The following is an 18,430-nucleotide window of genomic DNA, read 5'->3' as shown; positions in this document are numbered from 1 at the left end:
ACCATGCACGGGGCGTGCGAGACCGCCGTCCTGTCAAGTCTGCCACACGCGCGGCATCGGCACGCCGCGATAGGCGGACAGGAAGCGGGCGACGCGTTCGCGCAAGGACCCGACCTCAGGGCCGAGCAGGCGCAGGACGAGATGCCCGTTCCAGGCGCTCGCGGCGGCCTCGGTGCCGCCGGGGCCCGCCGCTTCGAGGCAGGCGCGGGCCTCCTCGATCCGGCCTTCGGCGCCGGGCGAACAATCGAGGATCGTGCCCATCGCCCGCGCCCCGCCGCCGATGGCCGCGCGGGCGAGCAGGGCCGAGACCGGGCCCTCCAGCCGCACGGTGTCGGCATAGACGAGTCTGTGGGCGCGCCGCACCCGCCAGACGTCCTCGAACAGGGCGTCCTCCAACGTCTCGCCCCGCGCGGCGCGGCCGAAGGCGGTGATTTCGGCCACGATCAGGGCGGCGTCGGCGGCGAGATCGGCCTCGAAGCTCCGGCGCAGCCGCGCGCGGTCGAACAGGATCGTCTCCTGCGGCAGCCACGCGAGCCGGGCGCCGGCTCCGAGCTCGAGGCGGTTGTGGACGCGGCTCACAGGGCCGTCGGAGCGGTAGACTTTCTCGGCCGCCACGGTCGTCAGCACGAGGTCGGCGCCCGGATCGAGCCGGGCGGAGACGCTAAAATCGTCGCCGCAGGCGATGCCGCCGGCCGTGTTGACGAGGATGCCCTCCATCGTCCCGGCTTGCCGAGGGAAGCGCAGCCGCGACGGGCCGGATTCCGCGATGTCGCGCAGCCGTGTCGGCCCGCCCGCCCCGACGGGACCGACATGGAGATCGACACACCCGCGCGAGCGCTGCCGCGGTAAGGGGGTGGGGCAGGACAGCGGGGAGGCGGGGATGGCTCGGGCCCTCGGACGGGTGGCGGGACCCTCCGGCCCCCGCCCTTCCTGGCGCGGGCGCGCCCGCCGGGCAACCGGCGGCCGGTCCATGGGGCCGGCATCGAGGGCGCAGAGCCGCCGGGATCGCCCTGCGGAGATCACCTCTGCGGACTTCGTCCGTGCCCAGCCCTCGCGGCCGAGCGACGACATCAGCGCCATCGTGTGGATGTTGGGCGATCCGTTGATCGCGGTGGGTCGGTCCGTTGACGATCAGGGCGGTCGGGAAAGCCTTCGGGATGCCGCCGAGGGCCTGATGCGGGCGCATCGCGTTGCAGGAGACTATGGATCGCGGAAGCTCGCGAGCCATGATCGAGGTCCTCGAAGACGTGCCGTCGATCATGTCCTCGCCCAGGCTGCGCCAGCAGCGCTCGAGTCCTCATCCCGAGCCTGTCGAAGGGGCCGTTCGTGTGCGGCCGTTCGCGTCTCATTCGGCGCCGGCGACGATCAGGCCGCCTCGGCGCTCTCCGGGGTGACATCCACGAGCCGGCCTCCGCTGACCTTCAGGACGCGGTCGGCGAAGGGCAGGACGTGGCCGCTATGGGTCACGAACACCTTGGCGGCGGGGAAGCGGATCAGCGTCTGGACCAGCTCGGCCTCCGAGGCCGGGTCGAGATTGGCCGTCACCTCGTCGAGCAGGAGCAGGCGGGGCCGCCGGCACAGGGCGCGGGCCAGGATCAGCCGGCGGCGCTGGCCGGTCGAGAGCAGCGGGCTCTCGTCGGAGAGCAGCGTCGCGTAGCCCTGGGGCAGGCCCTGGACCGCGTCGAGCAGGCCGACCTGCTCCAGCGCCGCCTCGATCCGGTCCTGGCTCACGTCGGGGGCGTGCAGGGCGACGTTCTCGGCGACCGTGCCCGCGAACAGGCTGTCGTCGGCGAAGACGCAGCCGATATTGGCGCGGTACTCGTGCACGCCGAACTCGTCGAGCGAGCGCCCGTCGACGACGACGCGCCCGCGCGGGGCCGTGTGCAGGCTCGCCAGGATGCGCAGCAGCGAGGACTTGCCGCAGCCCGACTGGCCGATGATCGCGATCGTCTCGTGGCGGGCGGTGTCGATCGTCAGGTTCACGTCGGAGAGAAGCGGGCGCTGGCTCGCGCCGAACTGCACCGCCACGTCCTCCAGGCTGACGCCGCGCCGAATCACCCGGGCGATGTGGACGCCCTCGCTCGCGGGCTCGGGCGCCTCGTTGAGCACGTCGTCGAGCCGCGCGAAGTGCACGCGCATCACCGAGAGCTGCAGGAGGCTCATGATCAGCTCGTTCATGCTGTTGAAGAACGAGGTCCGCAGGGCGAAGAAGGCGTAGAGCACGCCGACCGAGAGGGTGCTCTTCATGACGTCGACGACCCCCATGTAGAGGGTCGCGACCGTGCCGAGCATGAAGATCAGGTGCAGGAACAGGTCCGCGTCGATGGAGAGCTTCTTGGAGCGGTAGCTGAAGTTCGCGAAGCGCGTGAAGCTCTCCAGCCACTTCAGCGTGAAGAACCCGCCCGAGTTGCTGACCTTCAGCGCGGCGATCTGGTTGAGGCCGTCGAGCAGGCGGGCCTGCTCCTCGGAGCGCGACTCGAGCGACTGGGCGGTCGAGCGGGCGATCTGCGGGTAGGTCGCGAAGCGCACCAGGATCGCGGCGGCGAGGGTGCCCAGCGAGGCCGCCGTCATGGTGGGCGAGTAGTAGGTCATCATGGCGATCAGCAGGATCGACATGGTGCCGTCGGCGATCGAGGAGACGAAGCCGGTCACCAGGAAAGTCTTGATGTGGTCGACCGAGTTGACGCGCGTGACGAAATCGCCGGGATGGCGGGCCTCGAAGAAGCCGACCGGCAGGCGGAAGGCGTGGCCGATGATGTTGCGCGTGAAGTGGATCTCGAACATCGTCGCCGCGCGCAGCGTGATCACGTCGCGCAGCCAGCGCGAGACCGCCTCGAAGGCGCTGAACAGGATCAGGCCGACGATCACGACCGTCAGCAGATCGAGGTCGTATTGCGGGATCACCGTGTCGATGGCCGTCTGGAGGAAGATGGGCGTGGCCAGCGTGAACAGGGTCGCGGCGAAGGACAGCACGGCGATCATCCCGATCGTGTGCTCGATGCCGCGGCAGGAGCGGTAGACGCTCCAGAACAGCGACTTGCGCTGGGCCTTGACGGCCTTGAAGTCGACCCGGGGCTCGAATTCCAGCGCCACGCCGCCGAAGTGCCGCTCCACGTCCTCGCGGGCGTAGACGCGCAGGCCGAAGGCCGGATCGTGGATGTGGAAGGCCCCGCGCACGACCTTCTCCAGCACCACGAAGTGGTTGCCGTTCCAGTGCAGGATCGCCGGGCAGCTCACCTGGGCGAGCTCGCCCACGTTGGCGACGCCGAGCCCCTGCGCGTCCAGCCCGATCTGACCGGCCACCTCGACGAGTTCGGCGAAGGTCATGCCGCGGCGCGAGGGGGGGAACAGCGCGCGCAGGTAGGGCAGGTCGAGGTCGTGGCGATGGGCGTTGGCGACCATGGCGAGGCAGGCCAGGCCGCACTCCATGGACTCGCTCTGCATGACGCTGCGGACCGGCCGCCGGTGCGGGCTGCCGGAGAATCGGGCGAAGGTGGCGGCGAACATCGGCGGCGTCCCCGAACTGGACCGGCCCCGGCGGCGTCCCGCCGGGGATCGTGGGAATTGCGAGCTCAGCGCCCGCGCAGGGCCCGGATCGGGTCGAGCATCCAGTCGATCAGACGACGGCGCTCGACCACGATGTCGGCCGAGAGCGTCGAGCCGATCCGGATCGGCACCCGCTCGCCGTAGGCGTCGACATCGGCCCGGTCGGGCACGATCTCGATGCGGTAGGCCGATTGCAGCGGCACCGGCCGCGGGTCGAGCCCGCCCTCCTGGCGCTCCTCGGAGAGCGTGCCGCGGATGGCGGCCTGCGAGATGTAGCTCACCGTGCCGTGGTGGATGCCGAAGGTCTTGAAGGGGAAGGCGTCGTACTTGAGCACGACCCGCTGCCCGACCTTGGCGAGGCCGACCGCCCGGGCGGGGGCCTCGACGACGATCACCGGCGCGGCGTCGGGATCGCCCACCGCGGCCACGAACTGGCCGGCCTTGACCGAGTCGCCGACCTTGGCCGCGAGCGCCAGCACCGTGCCCGCGTGCTGGGCCTGGACCTCGAGGAGCGCCTCGGTGCGCAGGGAGGCGAGCCGGCTGTCGGTCGTCTCGATCCGGCCCTGTGCCTCGGCCCGCTGCGACTGCCTGGCGACGACGAGTTCCCGGAAGGCGCGCTTCCGCTCGGTGTCCTGGCGCTGATACTCCATGCGCTTGAGCTGCAGCTCGGCCACCTGCCGCTCGTAGTCGAAGGCGGTGCGCTCGTGCTGCTCCAGAAGGTCGCGGGTCGCGTCGCCCTGCCGGACATAGGCCGCGACGCGGCGCACCGTCGCCCGCGTCTTCTCGACCGCGGCCTGGTTGCGCTTCGTCTGCTCGGCGAGGCCCGCGTAGAAGGGCTTCTGGTCGGCCTCGATCTGCTCCTGCTGGCGCGTGGCCTCGGCGATGAAGGCGTCGGCGCGGGCGATCTCGTCCTGAAGCCCCTTGCGGGTCTGCCGGAGATTGCGGATCTCGGCCTCGACGGCGGATTCGCCGCCCGCCGTGGCGGTGCCCATCCGCAGGGCGAAGAGCGTCTGGCCGGGCCGCACCGCGGCGCCCTGGCCCACGTCGATGCGGGTGACGATCCCGGCACGCGGTGCGTCGATGCGCGCGAATCCGCCCGTGGCGGCCACGATCCCGCGCACGCTTTCGGTCTGCGCGAAGCGCCCGAACCACAATCCCGCGATCACCGCGCCGACGATGGCCACGACGAGCAGCGCCGCGACGCTCGCGCTGCGATCCTGGCGCAGGTCGATCGTCTGCAGGACGCGCGCGGCGGGGATCGCCTGGACCGGACGCTCCGACGGGGCCAGGCCGCCGTGGGTTTCGGCGAGGCGCATCTCGGAGGCGGGGGCGGGAGCCTCCGGTTCACCGGACGGGGTCATGCGGCGGCTCCCTGCGCGGGGGGCACGGACGTGGGGGCGTCGTCGACCAGGAACTCGTCGAGGCGTGGCCACATCGCCCATTGCTCGGGCGCGCGCAGCACCGAGGCCTCGATGTGGCGGCGCACGCGGTCCACCACCCCGCGCCGGGTCTCGGGGGCGTTGTCGGCCACCTCGAACGGCTCGCTGGCGTGGAGTTCGTCGCCCGCCACGCCCGAGGTCACCGAGAGCGGGATCACCGTTCCCTCGGTCAGCCGGGCGAGGCCGTCGATGCCGAGGCCCAGCCGCACCGGGCGTCCGAACAGGGTCGTGTCCGCGGCCACACCGTAGCTCGCGGGCAGGTCGAGGAAGGAGACGATCACCGAGCCGGTCCGGGCGAAGCGGATCGCGTCGATATAGTCCTGCTTGTCGCGCACATTGAGGAAGCGCATCTCGACGCCCGCCTCGTTGATCCGCTCCATCACCCGCGTCTCGAGCGGATGATCCTCGCGCGCCCGCAGGATCAGCATGCGCCGGCCGCGGAAGGTGTTGTGGATCAGCCCGGCCAGCGGCAGGACGAAGCAGCCCATGTGGATGGGCGCGAGGATCACGGGCTTGCCGCCCGTGGCGGCGCGCTCGAACAGGGCGCGCCCGGCGACCCGCAGCCGGCGCAGGTCCGCGGCGATGTCGCGGTGCGGGCGGTTGAGCAGGGCGAGCCACTCCAGTTCCTGGAGCCGGTCCGCGTAGACCGCCTCGCCGTCGAGGCGGGCGGCCTCCGCGCGCGGAACACGCAGGAGCGATTCGAAGACGGGCGCGAGTCCGAAGCCCGGCGGCGTTCGCGACAGGCGGCGCGCCCGCCAGGACGCGCGCAGGAGGCCACGGCGTATCCGCAGGGGCAGGCCGGCGACGAAGGCGTCGGATCGGCTGATCTCGATCATGGCGCCACGGGCGGCGCAGGCCGGTTCGGGGACGACACCGGGGAGAGCGAGGGAGACCCTCGGAAGCCCGGAACCCCCCTCGCCCACGCCCAACTCAGATCGGGGCGAACGCTGCGATCGGCTCGCAGCGCTCGACGGGCCTCAGGCCCGCCTGGACTCAGGACTTGTCTTTGCCCTTGTGGCCGTGACCCTTGTCGTGGCCCTTGTCGTAGCCCTTGTCGTGGCCGTGGCCCTTGTCGGTGCCGCCGGACACGGTCGAGAGGGTCGAGAGGTCGAGCTTCTTCATCAGATGCCTCCGTGGAAGTCCGGCTCGGCTCCTGCCTCGCCGGGCGGCCCTTCGCTGGCCACGGGACAAAGCTAGGTTTACGAGAGGTATCCAGCAACTGATGCGGACTGCGTAGACTCAATTTCAAGCCATTACTCAGAAATGCACGTTTACCATCCTGAACACAAACTGCTTAATGACTGATAAATTGCTTGCACGCACACGTTCCATTTATGACACTCGCTCGGGTATCGACCGAAGATCCGCCGAGGAGCCGTCATGTCCGCCGCCAGCACTGCCATCGACCGCCCGTCCGCCGCCGCCAATGAAGAGGACGTGGAGGGCGGTCTGTTCACGATCGTGCGCAAATACCTGAAGAGCCCGGACGCGGCCTGGACCGCGCAGACCACCATGGACGAAGCGCAGATCGACTCCCTCGACCTCGTCGAGATCGTGTTCGAGATCGAGGACCGCTTCGGCGTCGAGATCAACTTCAACGCCAACACGAAGCCGGCGGGCGAGATCACCTTCGGCGAGGTCGTCGGGATGATCCGCGCGGCGCTGGCCTCAAAGGCGCGGGCCGCGTGAGCGCCGTCGTCGTCTCCGGACTCGGGGTCGCAGCCCCAGGCGCCCTCGACGTCGAGACGTTCTGGGCGAACCTGACGGCGGGCCGCTCCGCCTTCGCCCCGGCCCGGGCCCTGCCCGGATCGGGGGTGATCTGCGGCGAGGTCGAGGAGGGCGAGGCCTTCGCGGACCTGCCGATCCCGGTCCCGGCCGCCTGCGACCGCAACGCGGTGTTGGCGGTGGCCGCGGCGCGCCAAGCCCTGACCGAGGCCGGCCTCGTGCCGGGCTCGGTCGCGCCCGAGCGGGTCGCGGTGGTGCTCGGCAACGGCGGCGGCGGGCTCACCAGCCTCGACACGCAGTACGAGCGGCTGTTCGTCGAGACCAAGCGCCCCCACCCCTTCTCGATCGTGCGGGCGATGGGCAGTTCCTCGGCGAGTTGGGTCTCCATCGCCTTCGGGGCGCGAGGGCCGTGCTTCGTGGTGGCGAGCGCCTGCGCCTCGGCCACCCACGCGATCGGCGTGGCGGCGGGGCTCGTGCGCGGCGGCCTCGTCGACGTGGCGATCACCGGCGGGACCGAGGCGCCGCTGTCGCGGGGCACCCTGATGGCCTGGAACGCCATGAAGATCATGAGCCGCACGGGCTGCCGGCCGTTCTCCCGCGACCGGGACGGGCTGGTCGTCTCGGAAGGCGCCGGGGTGCTGGTGCTGGAGCGCGAGGCGCATGCGCGGGCCCGCGGCCTGCGCCCCGAGGTGGCGCTGGCCGGCTTCGGCTCCGGGGCGGACGCGGGCGACATCGTCGCGCCGACCGCCGAGGGCATGGCACGGGCGATGCGGGCGGCGCTCGAGGACGCCGGCCTCTCGCCCGCCGAGATCGCCTACGTGAACGCGCACGGCACGGGCACCCGCGCCAACGACCTGACCGAGGTGCGGGCGATGCGCGCGGTGTTCGGCGCGGGCGCGCTTCCGCCGACCTCCTCCACCAAGGGCGCCACCGGCCACGCGCTCGGCGCGGCGGGCGGCCTGGAAGCGGTGGCGACCGTGCTGGCCATGCGACGTGGGCTCGCCCCGCCGACCGCCCACCTGAACGACCCCGATACCGAACTCGACATCGACGCGATCCCGCTGACCGCCAGGGCGATGCCGATCCCGGCGGCCATGTCGAACTCCTTCGCCTTCGGGGGACTGAACGCCAGCCTCGTCCTGCGGCGGATCTGAGGAGGCGGCCCGCCGTGACTGCATCCCCCGCCCTCGCCCCCGTCCGGTCCGCCGTCCCCCCGCGCGACGATCCGGCGGCCTTCCTGGCCGGCCTGCGCGAGCGGATCGGCACGCGCATCGGCGTCTCCGCCTGGACCCTCGTCGATCAGGCGCGGATCGACCGCTTCGCCGACGCCACGGGCGACCGCCAGTTCGTCCACGTCGATCCCGTGCGCGCCGCCGCCGAGACGCCGTTCGGCGGGACGGTGGCGCACGGCTACCTGACCCTGTCGCTGCTGGGCGCCGCCGCGGGCGAGATCCTGCCCGCGCATCCCTGCGTGCGGGCGGCGCTCAACCTCGGCGCCGACCGGGTGCGCTTCCTCGCGCCCGTCCGTTGCGGGACGCGCCTGCGAGGCGTCTTCGTGCTCGACGGGGTGAGCGCCCTGCCCGAGGGCAAGGTGGCACTTCGGCTCTCGGCCTGCGTGGAAACCGACTCGAACGCAGACTTGAAGGCCGACTCGGAGGCCGAGGCTGGCGAGGCGGTGCGGCCGGTGCTGAGGGCCGAACTGACCCTGATGCTGGTGCTCGCCGAGCCCGACGGCCCGCCGCCGACGCGCTCGGCGTGATCCGGGCGCTCGCCGCTGGGCTCGGTCTCCTCGCCGCCCTCTACGGGGCGGCGGCGGCGGCCCTGTACCTCGCCCAGCGCCCGCTCCTGTTCGATCCCGATCCCCGCGCCCTGCCGCCGGAGGCGCTCGGCCTGCCCGGTGCGCGGGTGCGATCCATCGCCGCCGAGGCGGGGGTGAGCCTCGTCGCGTGGTTTGTCCCGAGCGAGCGGCGGCGGCTGATCCTGTACCTGCACGGCACCGGCGGGTCGCTGGCCGACCGCGCCCCGCGGGTGGGCGAACTCGCCGCCCACGGCGCGGTGCTGGCGATCGACTACCGCGGCTTCGGGGGCTCGACGGGCGCGCCCTCCGAGGCCGGGCTCACCCGCGACGCCGAGGCCGCCTACCGCCACGCGACCGAGGCCGGCTTCGCCCCGCGGGACATCGTGGTGCTGGGCGAGTCCCTCGGCTCGGGCCTGGCCCTGCGGCTCGCCGCGGAGCGCCCGGTCGGCGGGGTCGTGCTCGCGGGCGCCTACCGCTCGATCCGCGAGATCGCGGCACGGCGCTACTGGATGTTCCCGGTCTCCTCGGGAATGCGCGATCCCTTCGACGTGGCCGCCGACCTCGCGCGGGTGCGCGCGCCCATGCTCGTTCTGCACGGCCGCGACGATCCGGTGATTCCGGTCGAGGACGCCGAGCGCCTCGTGGCCGGGGCCGGGCCGAACGTCGCCTTCGCGGCCGTGGCGGGGGCCGGGCACCGCGTCCTCGACGACCCGGGCGCCGCGGCGCGGCTCGAAGCGTGGCTCGCCGCCCTGCCGGAGCGTGACGCGGCGAGGGCCGCGCCGCAACCTTGAGGTCGCGCCGCGGCGGGAGAGCGATTCGACCAGTCGAGGCGGAGGCCAAGTCCAGTCCTTCTTCCTTCACGGCCGATTAACCATGACTGGCCTTTGATGGAGCCGGGCGCGCCGGGGGCGTGAGCGGGCAAGACTCTCCACATGGCGACGGCGTCCACGGATCAGGGAAGCGGTGCGTGCCGATCCGCGTGGCGGACGGGCGCGACGCTCCTGATCGGCGCGGTCCTGCTCGGGACGGGCACGGCCCGGCCGCGGGCCGAGTCGATCGAGTCCGTGATGGGCATGGCCCTGCGCTCCAGTTTCGATCGCAAGGCCGACGACGAGCGGCAGGCCGGCGTGGAGGCGCAGCTGCGGGGCAGCTACGAGGCCTTCCTGCCGACGGTCGGCTATGCCGTGAGCCGCCGGCTGGACAGCAAGATCACCTACACCCCCGACATCTTCACCGATCCCCTCGCCCCGAGCGCGCTCGACACCGTCCCGCGGCGGCAGGCGAACGAGGAGGGCTTCCTCCTCACCATGCCCCTCTTCGACGGGCTGCGGCGCTTCAACGACATGCAGGCGGCCCGCAGCGCGGTGGCCGCGGGCCGGGGCCTCCAGAACGACAAGGCCCAGCAGATCCTCCTCGACACCGCGAGCGCCTATCTCGCCGTGCTGCGCGATCGGGCCATCGTGCGGCTGCGCGAGGCGGGGCTCGCCGACGTGCGGAAGGTCTCTCGCAGCGTCGCCGTCCGCCGCGAGGTGCACGACGCCACCAACGCGGAGGCCGCGCTGGCCGAATCCCGGGTCACGGCGGCGGAGAGCGCGCTCGAACAGGCCCGGGCGAACCTCGCGACCGCCGAGATCGAGTTGGCGCGCCTTGCGGGCGCGGGAGCCAATCCAAGTCAGCTCCCGCAGGTGCCCAACGCCCTCCTGCCGAACTCGGCCGAGGAGCTGCGCGGGATCCTGCTCGACAGCAATGGCAGGCTCGCCGCCGCTCGCCTGTCCGCCGACGCGGCCGCCTACACGGCGCGCGCCGCCTATTCCCAGTTCTCGCCGCAACTCAACCTCGTCTTCACCCACGCGCGGCGGGGCATCGTCTCCAACACGCCCTACAAGGTCCAGGACACGACCACGCTGCTCCAGGCCCTGATCCCGATCTACCAGCCGGGCGCGTTCTCGAACCTGTCCCGGGAGCACGCCGTCGCACGCCAGAAGGACTACGAGGCGCTCGACCTGGAGCGCGCGCTGCTCGCCCAGGCCACCGCCGCCTTCCACCAGCGCCGCTCGACGATCCAGCAGGTGGCGCAGGCCGAGCAGCGCGTGCGCAAGATCGCCCGCGCCGTGCAGGGCCGGCAGATGGAGCTGCGTCTCGGCTCGATGACCACCGTCGACGTGCTCAACACGGTCGCCGAGCTCGCCGAGGCGCGCATCGCCAAGATCAATCTGGAATTCGCACGCGACCGGGCGACCTACGCGCTGGCCGCCGCGATGAACCGGCTACGGGCCTGATACGATCAGGTCGGGCGGGGTGACGATCCGCAGGTCCGGGTGATCGGTGCCGTCGCCATCGGCGCATCGCCCTCCTCCGGCCGGCCGTCATCAGCACGGCAACGCTGTGGTGGTTGCGCGGAACCGCCATCGCGTCGAGCCGGCCCGATCGCCCCGCCACAGAGACGATGCGGCCGGCGTCCCGCACCGTCATGGAGGTCGCATCGATCCGGAGATACGGCCATTCGCCCCTCACCCTGATCCTGTCGAAGGGCTCGGCCATCCGCCGCGCCTCCAGGAAGCCGGGGAAGTAGGTGCCCTTGCGCAATTTCGGGATGCCGCTCGACCGTGCCGGCCCGCGTCTGCCGGTCCCGGTCACGGTAGCGGTTGCGCCGGACCGGACACTCCGGGCTCTTCTCGCCGTGGGCCGCCCCGGTCAGGCCGCCCACCTCCCTCTCCCTAACCGCTCGGCCGCAAAGCCGAGCATCTCGCGCAGCAGGAGCCGGTCGGCGTCGGCGCTCTTCTCCATCGGCGGGACCCCATCGTGGCCTGCCACGATGGGGTCCCGCGCAGGGCCATCATCGCGTCGGTCATCGGAGGTCTCTCGGGTTCGGGGCGGGCTGTCGCAACCCGACCCCGCCCGGCAAACGCCGATGCCCCCCTCGGCGACACCATCGCCTGGGACACGACCGGGGATGGGATCCCTTCGGATATCCGGATTCAGGCCGGTTCGACGCGGTAGCGGAGCCAGACGGTGCCGTCGTCGAAGGGCTCGCAGGCGGTGCGGGTCAGGCGCAGGCGCGAACCCATCGAGTCGGCCTCCTCGCCGTCGAAGTCGAACAGCGCCGGCGTGCCGGCCACGCCGTCGACGGCGGGCGCGAGCAGCAGGCTCAACTCGTCGATCAGCCCGGCCTTGAGCAGCGAGCCGTTGATGCGCCCGCCGCCCTCGATCAGCAGCCGCTCGATGCCGAACAGCGCCTTGAGCTTGCGCAGCGCCAGACTGAAATCGACCTCGCGCTCGCCCGCGATGATGTAGGACTGGCCCCCGGCCCTGAGACGGCGCAGGCGGTCGTCGGAGACCTGCCCCGTCGTCACCACGACGACGTGATCGCCGGTGATGTCGTTGCGCGCGCCCCAATCCATCGCGCCGCGGGCATCGAGCGCCACGGCGTAGCCGAGGGCGTCCCTGCGGGCCACGTGGTCCTCGCGCGAGACCGGCTCCTCTCCGGGGATCTCGGGCAGCGGCTCGGCGCTGTCGGCGTAGCCCTGCATGGTGATGCGCCCGCACATCCAGGCATCGCCGCCGAGTTTTTCGTGGATCGCCTCGTAATGGGAATCCGCGTCGACCGTCGTCCAGCGCCGCACCTTGATGCGCCCGTCGACCGAGGTGGTCATGTGGCAGACGGTGGTGGGGCGATCTGAATGACGCGCACTCATCGGGGTCCTGCTCAGCTCGGGATTCCGGATTGAACTAGGGCGCTCCCGAGCGCCGTCCCTGCCGCGTTCAGCCGCGGCGGCTCATCCGGCCCGACATGCCCTCGCAGCAGCAGCCCTTGCCGCCCTTATCGGCGCGGCTCATCGCCATGCCGCCCTTCATGCCGCCCTTGCCGATGCCGTCCTTGCCCATGCCGTCCTTGGCGCACATGGCGGCCTTGCCGGGGCCGCCGCAGCAGCGCATCGCCAGGGCGGGGGCGCAGCCCAGCAGAACCAGGGCGGCCGCAGCCGCAACGCGCGTCTTCATCGGTGTCGTCTCCCTCGCGATCCGGATCGTGCCGGCCTCGCGCAGGCTCCACCTTCCCACCGTGGCAAGGTCAAGCGGCGCGGCTCAGCCTTCCTTCGGCTCGGAGGCGAGATAGGCGTCGAAATACCCGATGGTCTTGGTCAGGCCGTCGCGCAGGGGAATCGTCGGCTCCCATCCCAGCACGGACTGGGCCTTGGTGATGTCGGGCCGGCGCTGGCGCGGATCGTCCGGCGGCAGCGGCCGGTGGACGAGCTTCGACTTCGAGCCGGTGAGGTCGAGCACGGCCTCGGCCAGTTCCCGGATCGTGAACTCGCCGGGATTGCCGATGTTGATCGGGCCGGTCACCTCGGGGCCTGTGCCCATCATCCGCATCATCGCCTCGATCAGGTCGTCGACGTAGCAGAACGAGCGGGTCTGCTGGCCGTCGCCGTAGAGGGTGATGTCCTCGCCCTTCAACGCCTGGACGATCAGGTTCGAGACCACGCGCCCGTCGTTGGGGTGCATCCGCGGCCCGTAGGTGTTGAAGATGCGCACCACCTTGATCGGCACCTTGTGCTGGCGGTGATAGTCGAAGAACAGCGTCTCGGCGCAGCGCTTGCCCTCGTCGTAGCAGGAGCGGAAGCCGATCGGGTTGACCCGGCCCCAATATTCCTCCGCCTGGGGGTGCACTTCCGGGTCGCCGTAGACCTCCGAGGTCGAGGCCTGGAGCACGGTAGCCTTCACCCGCTTGGCGAGCCCCAGCACGTTGATCGCCCCGTGCACGGAGGTCTTCGTCGTCTGCACCGGATCGAACTGGTAATGCACCGGCGAGGCCGGGCAGGCGAGATTGTAGATCTCGTCCACCTCGACGTAGAGCGGGAAGGTCACGTCGTGGCGCATCAGCTCGAAGGAGGAGTGGTCGAGCAGGTGGGCGACGTTGCGGCGCGCGCCGGTGAAGAAGTTGTCGACGCACAGCACTTCGTGGCCCTGCGCGATCAGCCGCTCGCACAGGTGCGAGCCGAGAAAGCCCGCGCCCCCCGTGACGAGGATCTTCTTGGTGGTGCCGTAGCGCATGGTCGCCGCTTCCCGCGAGTCCTTGGTCTTCCCGGGCGCACCGGGCCCGGTCGCGGCGGAGGGCACGCCGTGGCCCGCCCCGGCCGCTTCCGATAGGCTCGCCCGCGGAAACAATCGTGAGGCTCAGACCAATGGCACGCCACGTCGCCGAGGTCGACTGGTCGTTGAGGGCAGGCGAGGACTTCGCCGCCGGCCGCTACGGCCGCGGCCACACCCTGCGCTTCGACGGCGGGATCGTGATGCCGGGCTCGGCCTCGCCCCACGTCGTCGGCAAGTGGGCCGACCCGGCCGCGGTCGATCCCGAGGAGATGCTGGTGGCGGCACTTTCCGCCTGCCACATGCTGAGTTTTCTCCACGTCGCCCGCCTCGCCGGGTTCGGCGTGAGCGCCTACCGCGACCGGGCGGAGGGCACGATGGCCGAGATCGCCCCCGGACGGCAGGCGGTGACGCGGGTGGTGCTCCACCCCGCCATCGACTGGACCGGCGCGGCGCCCGACGCGGACAGGCTCGCGGCCCTGCACGCGGAGGCGCACGCGGTCTGCTTCATCGCCAACTCGGTGCGCGCCGAGATCATCATCGCCTGAATGCTGGCGCGGCGGCGTCCGCCGGTGCATGTCCTTGGAGACGCATCACCGAGGACACGCCATGACCGACCTGACGCTCGCCGCCGCCCAGACCCTCGTGGCGACCGCGCTGAAGACCGCCCGCGCGCGCGACCTGAAGCCGCTCGCGGTCGTGGTCTACGACGCCCGCGGCGCCCTCAAGTGCCTGGCCGCCGAGGACGGCACGTCGCTGCGCCGCGCCGAGATCGCCCGCGGCAAGGCCAACGGCGCGCTGGCGCTCGGCCTCGGCTCGCGCGCCATCGCCAAGCGGGCGGAGGAGCAGCCGCATTTCGTCGCCGCGGTGAGCCATCTCGTCGGGCCCGACGCCCTGGTGCCGGTGGCCGGCGGCGTGCTGATCCGCGGGGCCGACGGCCGCCTGCTCGGCGCCGTCGGCATTTCCGGCGACACCTCGGACAACGACGAGATCTGCGCGCTCGCCGGCATCGAGGCGGCCGGGCTCGTCGGCGACACCGGCGCCTGACTTCTCAAATGCGGCCCGACCGCCGCCGCTGGCTGCAGGGAGGCACGGCGCTCGCCGCGGCGCTGGCTTTGCCGGCGCGGGCGGCGGGTGCCCCCGTCTACCGCCGCGGCAACGACGCCGACCCGGAGACGCTCGATCCGCACAAGACCTCGACGGTGGCCGAGGCGCATATCCTGCGCGATCTCTACGAGGGGCTGCTCACCTACGACAATTTCGGCACCATCGTCCCCGGTGTCGCGGAACGCTGGAGCGTCTCCGACGACCGCCTGACCTACCGCTTCGCGCTCCGCCCCGACGGGCGCTGGTCGAACGGCGATCCGGTGGTCGCGGACGACTTCGTGTTCTCGCTGCGCCGCATCCTCGATCCAAAAACGGGGGCGAAATACGCCGAGGTGCTGTTTCCGATCCGCGGCGCGGCCGCCGTCAACGCCGGCGAGGCGCCCCTCGAGACGCTCGGCGTCGCCGCCCCCGATCCGGGCACCGTCGAGATCGCGTTGGCCGAGCCGGTGCCCTACCTGCTCGAACTCCTCACCCACCAGACGGCGCTTCCGGTCCATCGCCCCTCGCTCGCCCGATGGGGCGACGGCTTCACCCGGCCGGGCCGGGCCGTCACCAACGGCCCCTACGCCCTGATCGACTGGGTGCCGAACGACCGCATCACCCTGCGCAAGAATCCGCATTTTCGCGATGCGGGCGCGATCCCGATTGCCCAAGTCGACTTCGTGCCGACTCCCGACCTCGCCGCGGCCGTACGCCGCTATGCGGCCGGCGAGATCGACTCGCTCGCCGACCTCCCCGCCGACCAGATCGCCTCGCTGAAGCAGCGGTTCGGCCCGCAGGTGCGGCTCGGGCCGGGGCTCGGCCTCATGGCGATCGGGGTGAACACGCGCAAGAAGCCGTTCGACGACCCGCGGGTGCGCCGCGCCCTGTCGCTCGCCATCGACCGGGAATTCCTGGCCGCCGCCGTCTGGGGCGAGACCATGGCCCCGGCCTATTCGTTCTGCCCGCCGGGCCTCGACAACGCGCTTCCCTCCCCGCTCCTGCCCGGCCGCGAGGACGGGCCGATCGACCGCGAGGAGCAGGCGCTGCAGCTCCTCTCCGAGGCCGGGTTCGGGCCGAAGAATCCGCTGAGCGTCGAGTACCGCTTCAACGTCACCGACAACAACCGCAACACCGCCATTGCGCTCGCCGACGTCTGGCGCGGCATCGGCGTGACGACGCGCTTCGTCGCCACCGACGCCAAGACCCACTTCGCCTACATGCGCGACGGCGGCGATTTCGACCTCGCCCGCATGTCCTGGATCGCCGACTATTCCGACCCGCAGAACTTCTTGTTTTTGCTCCGCACCGGAAACGACGGGTTCAATGCCGGGCGCTGGTCGAATGCCCGGTTCGACGGGCTTCTCACCGACGCCGCCCAGGAGCGCGATGTGGGCCGCCGCGCCCGGATGCTGTTCGACGCCGAAAAAATCGTGCTCGACGAGCTGCCCTGGATTCCTGTGCTGCACTACCGGTCGAAGGCGCTGATCGCGCCGCGCCTCCACGGCGTCCACGAGAACATCCGCAACGTCGCCCCCACCCGCTACCTCCGGCTCGACGCATGAGCATCACCGCACATTCCCCTCCCCCTTGCGGGGAGGGGTTAGGGGTGGGGGTGGTTCAGGATGGATCGCCGAGCCACATCCGGCACCACCCCCACCTCCTCCCTCCTCCCCGCAAGGGGGAGGAGAGGCGCTCTATTCTGTCCACCGCGTGGATGTGGGAGCGCGCCGCATGACCGCCCTCCTCCTGCGCCGGCTGGCGCAAAGCCTGCCGACCCTGTTCCTGGTCATCGCCGGCAGCTTCTTCCTGATCCGGCTGGCGCCGGGCGGCCCGTTCGATCTGGAGCGGCCGCTGCCGCCCGCCGCGATGGAGAACCTGCGCCGGCTCTACGGCCTCGACGAGCCGCTGCCGGTCCAGTTTTTCCGCTACCTCGCGGGCCTCGCGCGGGGCGATCTCGGCCCCTCCTTCACCTTCCGCGACCTCACCGTCGCCGACCTGTTCGCCCGTGGCCTGCCGGTCTCGGCGACGCTGGGCGCGCTGGCGCTCGTGCTGGCGCTGACCCTCGGCCTCGCGCTCGGCAGCCTAGCCGCCGTCCGCCGCGGCGGGCGCGCCGACCGCCTCGTCGGGCTCGTCGCCTCGCTGGGCCTCGCGGTGCCGAACTTCGTCATCGCGCCGCTCCTCCAGATCGGCTTCGGCCTCGGGCTCGCGTGGCTCCCCGTCGGCGGCTGGGGTGGGGGCTCTCCGCAGAACCTCGTCCTGCCGGTGATCACGCTGGCGCTCCCGCATGCCGCCGGCATCGCCCGGCTCACCCGCGCGTCGCTCGCCGAGGTGCTGGTGCAGCCGCATATCCGAACGCAGCGCGCCATGGGGTTTTCGAGGCTTCGCGTCGCCCGCCATGCCCTGCGCGGGGCGCTGCTGCCGGTCGTCGCGACGCTCGGGCCGCTCGCCGCCGGGCTGATGACCGGCTCGGTCGTGGTCGAGACCATTTTTGGCCTGCCCGGCATCGGCCGCTACTTCGTCGATGGCGCGCTCAACCGCGACTACACGCTGGTGATGGGCACGGTGGTGCTGGTGGCCGTGCTGGTGCTGGCCTTCAACCTGATCGCCGACCTCATCGCCGCCGCCCTCGATCCGCGGATGCGGGCGGCATGAGCGCCTCGCTCACGGCGCTGGCCCGCCGACGCCTCGCCCGCGACCGCGGCGCCGTGGCGGCGCTCGTCGCCCTCGTGGCGACCGCGCTGGCCTGTCTGATCGGCCCGTTCCTGACCGGCCACGCGCCGGAGCGGATCTATCCCGATTTCGTCCGCACCACTCCGAGCCTGTCCGCCCACCCGACGCCCGACGAGATCCGCCCGGCCCTCGACCGCCTCGCCCAGCGCATGCGCGTCACCCTCGAAGACGTGCGCCGGGAGGGCGGACAAGTCCGCCTGACGCTTAACGCCCAAAAGCCCATCGATCCGCGCAACCTCGTCCTCCTGCCGCGCTCCGACCTGTTCGGCCCCGCGACCGTTATCGAGCGCTCGCCCGACGGCCGGAGGCTCGTGGTCGAGGCGCCTTTGCGGCGGCTCCACTTCCTCCTCGGCACCGATATGCTCGGGCGCGACCTCCTCACCCGCTGCCTCGTGGCGGGCCGGGTCTCGCTCCTGATCGGCCTCGTCGCGACCCTGGTCGCCCTGTCGCTCGGCGTCACCTACGGCGCGGTCTCCGGCCTCGTCGGCGGCGGGCTCGACGCGCTGATGATGCGGGTCGTCGATATCCTCTACGCCCTGCCGTTCGTGTTCTTCGTCATCGTGCTGCTCGTGTTCTTCCGCGCCGGCCTGTGGCTGGTGCTGGTGGCGGTGGCCGCGGTCGAGTGGCTCGACATGGCCCGCATCGTCCGCACCCAGACGATGAGCCTGAAAAGCCGCGACTTTTTCCGCGCGGCCTATGCGCTGGGGTCGGATACCGGGGCGGTGCTGGTGCGCCACGCCGTGCCCAACACGCTGGGGCCGATCATCGCCGCTGCGACGCTCCTGGTGCCGCGGGTGATCCTGCTGGAGAGTTTTTTGTCCTTTCTCGGCCTCGGCGTGCAGGAGCCGGCCACCTCCTGGGGTGTGCTGATCGCGGAAGGGGCGCGGGCCCTGGAGGCCGCGCCCTGGATGCTCGCCGCGCCCGCAGGGTTTCTCGTCGTGACCCTGATGGCGCTGAACCGCCTGGGCGACGGGCTGTCGGACGCGCTCGACCCGCGGCTGTGACGTCCATTGCC

At 71.8% G+C, this 18,430-nt stretch carries 18 protein-coding genes and 1 pseudogene; 10 read left to right on the top strand and 9 right to left on the bottom strand.

From position 1 onward, the window contains the following. Positions 1–33 precede the first annotated feature (33 nt). The 5 genes from HNR00_RS13075 to HNR00_RS25800 form a co-directional block, all read right to left on the bottom strand. Positions 34–972: an urease accessory protein UreD gene (locus tag HNR00_RS13075; protein ID WP_183570132.1), complete on the bottom strand. Its 939-nt coding sequence runs from the start codon at positions 970–972 to the stop codon at positions 34–36. Positions 973–1,365: 393 nt separating this feature from the next. Continuing rightward, a complete protein-coding gene (locus HNR00_RS13070) occupies positions 1,366–3,507 on the bottom strand; it encodes a peptidase domain-containing ABC transporter (RefSeq protein WP_183569933.1) in 2,142 nt (713 codons plus the stop codon). Positions 3,508–3,572: 65 nt separating this feature from the next. Beyond that, positions 3,573–4,907: an HlyD family secretion protein gene (locus tag HNR00_RS13065; protein ID WP_246390590.1), complete on the bottom strand. Its 1,335-nt coding sequence runs from the start codon at positions 4,905–4,907 to the stop codon at positions 3,573–3,575. Then, a complete protein-coding gene (locus HNR00_RS13060) occupies positions 4,904–5,821 on the bottom strand; it encodes a lysophospholipid acyltransferase family protein (RefSeq protein ID WP_183569931.1) in 918 nt (305 codons plus the stop codon). The genes HNR00_RS13065 and HNR00_RS13060 overlap by 4 nt, the downstream gene beginning before the upstream one ends. A gap of 157 nt (positions 5,822–5,978) precedes the next feature. Beyond that, positions 5,979–6,107, bottom strand: a complete 129-nt coding sequence (locus HNR00_RS25800; protein ID WP_281383314.1) for a hypothetical protein — start codon at positions 6,105–6,107, stop codon at positions 5,979–5,981. A 258-nt stretch (positions 6,108–6,365) separates the two neighbouring features. On the opposite strand from HNR00_RS25800, the gene HNR00_RS13055 reads away from it, so the two are divergent. The 5 genes from HNR00_RS13055 to HNR00_RS13035 all read left to right on the top strand — a co-directional run bounded on the left by HNR00_RS13055 (position 6,366) and on the right by HNR00_RS13035 (position 10,787). Continuing rightward, entirely contained in the window at positions 6,366–6,674 is a 309-nt protein-coding gene (locus tag HNR00_RS13055; RefSeq protein ID WP_183569929.1) for an acyl carrier protein, read from the top strand. Then, positions 6,671–7,864, top strand: a complete 1,194-nt coding sequence (locus tag HNR00_RS25935; RefSeq protein ID WP_183569927.1) for a beta-ketoacyl-[acyl-carrier-protein] synthase family protein — start codon at positions 6,671–6,673, stop codon at positions 7,862–7,864. The genes HNR00_RS13055 and HNR00_RS25935 overlap by 4 nt, the downstream gene beginning before the upstream one ends. A 14-nt stretch (positions 7,865–7,878) precedes the next feature. Further along, on the top strand, positions 7,879–8,469 hold the full coding sequence (locus HNR00_RS13045) for a MaoC family dehydratase (RefSeq protein WP_183569925.1): 591 nt from the start codon (positions 7,879–7,881) through the stop codon (positions 8,467–8,469). Then, on the top strand, positions 8,466–9,299 hold the full coding sequence (locus HNR00_RS13040; protein WP_183569923.1) for an alpha/beta hydrolase: 834 nt from the start codon (positions 8,466–8,468) through the stop codon (positions 9,297–9,299). Before HNR00_RS13045 ends, HNR00_RS13040 begins: the two co-directional genes overlap by 4 nt. Positions 9,300–9,440: 141 nt before the next feature. After that, positions 9,441–10,787: a TolC family protein gene (locus HNR00_RS13035; protein ID WP_183569921.1), complete on the top strand. Its 1,347-nt coding sequence runs from the start codon at positions 9,441–9,443 to the stop codon at positions 10,785–10,787. A gap of 154 nt (positions 10,788–10,941) precedes the next feature. On the opposite strand, the pseudogene HNR00_RS13030 reads toward HNR00_RS13035, so the two are convergent. From HNR00_RS13030 to HNR00_RS13015, 4 genes and pseudogenes are all read right to left on the bottom strand, one after another. After that, positions 10,942–11,295: pseudogene (locus HNR00_RS13030) on the bottom strand (transposase); the annotation flags it as partial. Between the two features lie 191 nt (positions 11,296–11,486). Further along, on the bottom strand, positions 11,487–12,203 hold the full coding sequence (locus tag HNR00_RS13025; RefSeq protein ID WP_183569919.1) for a RibD family protein: 717 nt from the start codon (positions 12,201–12,203) through the stop codon (positions 11,487–11,489). A gap of 67 nt (positions 12,204–12,270) precedes the next feature. Further along, entirely contained in the window at positions 12,271–12,507 is a 237-nt protein-coding gene (locus HNR00_RS13020; RefSeq protein WP_183569917.1) for a hypothetical protein, read from the bottom strand. A gap of 84 nt (positions 12,508–12,591) precedes the next feature. Further along, entirely contained in the window at positions 12,592–13,560 is a 969-nt protein-coding gene (locus tag HNR00_RS13015) for a UDP-glucuronic acid decarboxylase family protein (protein WP_183569915.1), read from the bottom strand. 131 nt (positions 13,561–13,691) lie between these two features. On the opposite strand from HNR00_RS13015, the gene HNR00_RS13010 reads away from it, so the two are divergent. The 5 genes from HNR00_RS13010 (at position 13,692) to HNR00_RS12990 (ending at position 18,419) form a co-directional block, all read left to right on the top strand. Beyond that, positions 13,692–14,144 (top strand): OsmC family protein, encoded by a 453-nt coding sequence (locus HNR00_RS13010; RefSeq protein WP_183569913.1) that lies wholly within the window; start codon positions 13,692–13,694, stop codon positions 14,142–14,144. Positions 14,145–14,205: 61 nt separating this feature from the next. Further along, on the top strand, positions 14,206–14,643 hold the full coding sequence (locus HNR00_RS13005; protein WP_183569911.1) for a GlcG/HbpS family heme-binding protein: 438 nt from the start codon (positions 14,206–14,208) through the stop codon (positions 14,641–14,643). Positions 14,644–14,651: 8 nt separating this feature from the next. Next, the gene (locus HNR00_RS13000) at positions 14,652–16,247 is read left to right on the top strand and encodes a peptide ABC transporter substrate-binding protein (RefSeq protein WP_183569909.1); all 1,596 of its coding nucleotides are present in this window, start codon (positions 14,652–14,654) and stop codon (positions 16,245–16,247) included. 169 nt (positions 16,248–16,416) lie between these two features. Then, complete coding sequence (locus HNR00_RS12995; protein ID WP_183569907.1) at positions 16,417–17,337, top strand: ABC transporter permease; 921 nt, start codon at positions 16,417–16,419, stop codon at positions 17,335–17,337. Then, positions 17,334–18,419: an ABC transporter permease gene (locus HNR00_RS12990; protein ID WP_183569905.1), complete on the top strand. Its 1,086-nt coding sequence runs from the start codon at positions 17,334–17,336 to the stop codon at positions 18,417–18,419. The genes HNR00_RS12995 and HNR00_RS12990 overlap by 4 nt, the downstream gene beginning before the upstream one ends. Positions 18,420–18,430 lie beyond the last annotated feature (11 nt).

Origin of the sequence: Methylorubrum rhodinum, assembly GCF_014199935.1 — a bacterium.
GTDB classification, from domain to species: Bacteria; Pseudomonadota; Alphaproteobacteria; order Rhizobiales; family Beijerinckiaceae; genus Methylobacterium; species Methylobacterium rhodinum.
Note: the sequence above shows the minus strand (reverse complement) of the source record. Positions and strands in the feature narration are given on the sequence as shown.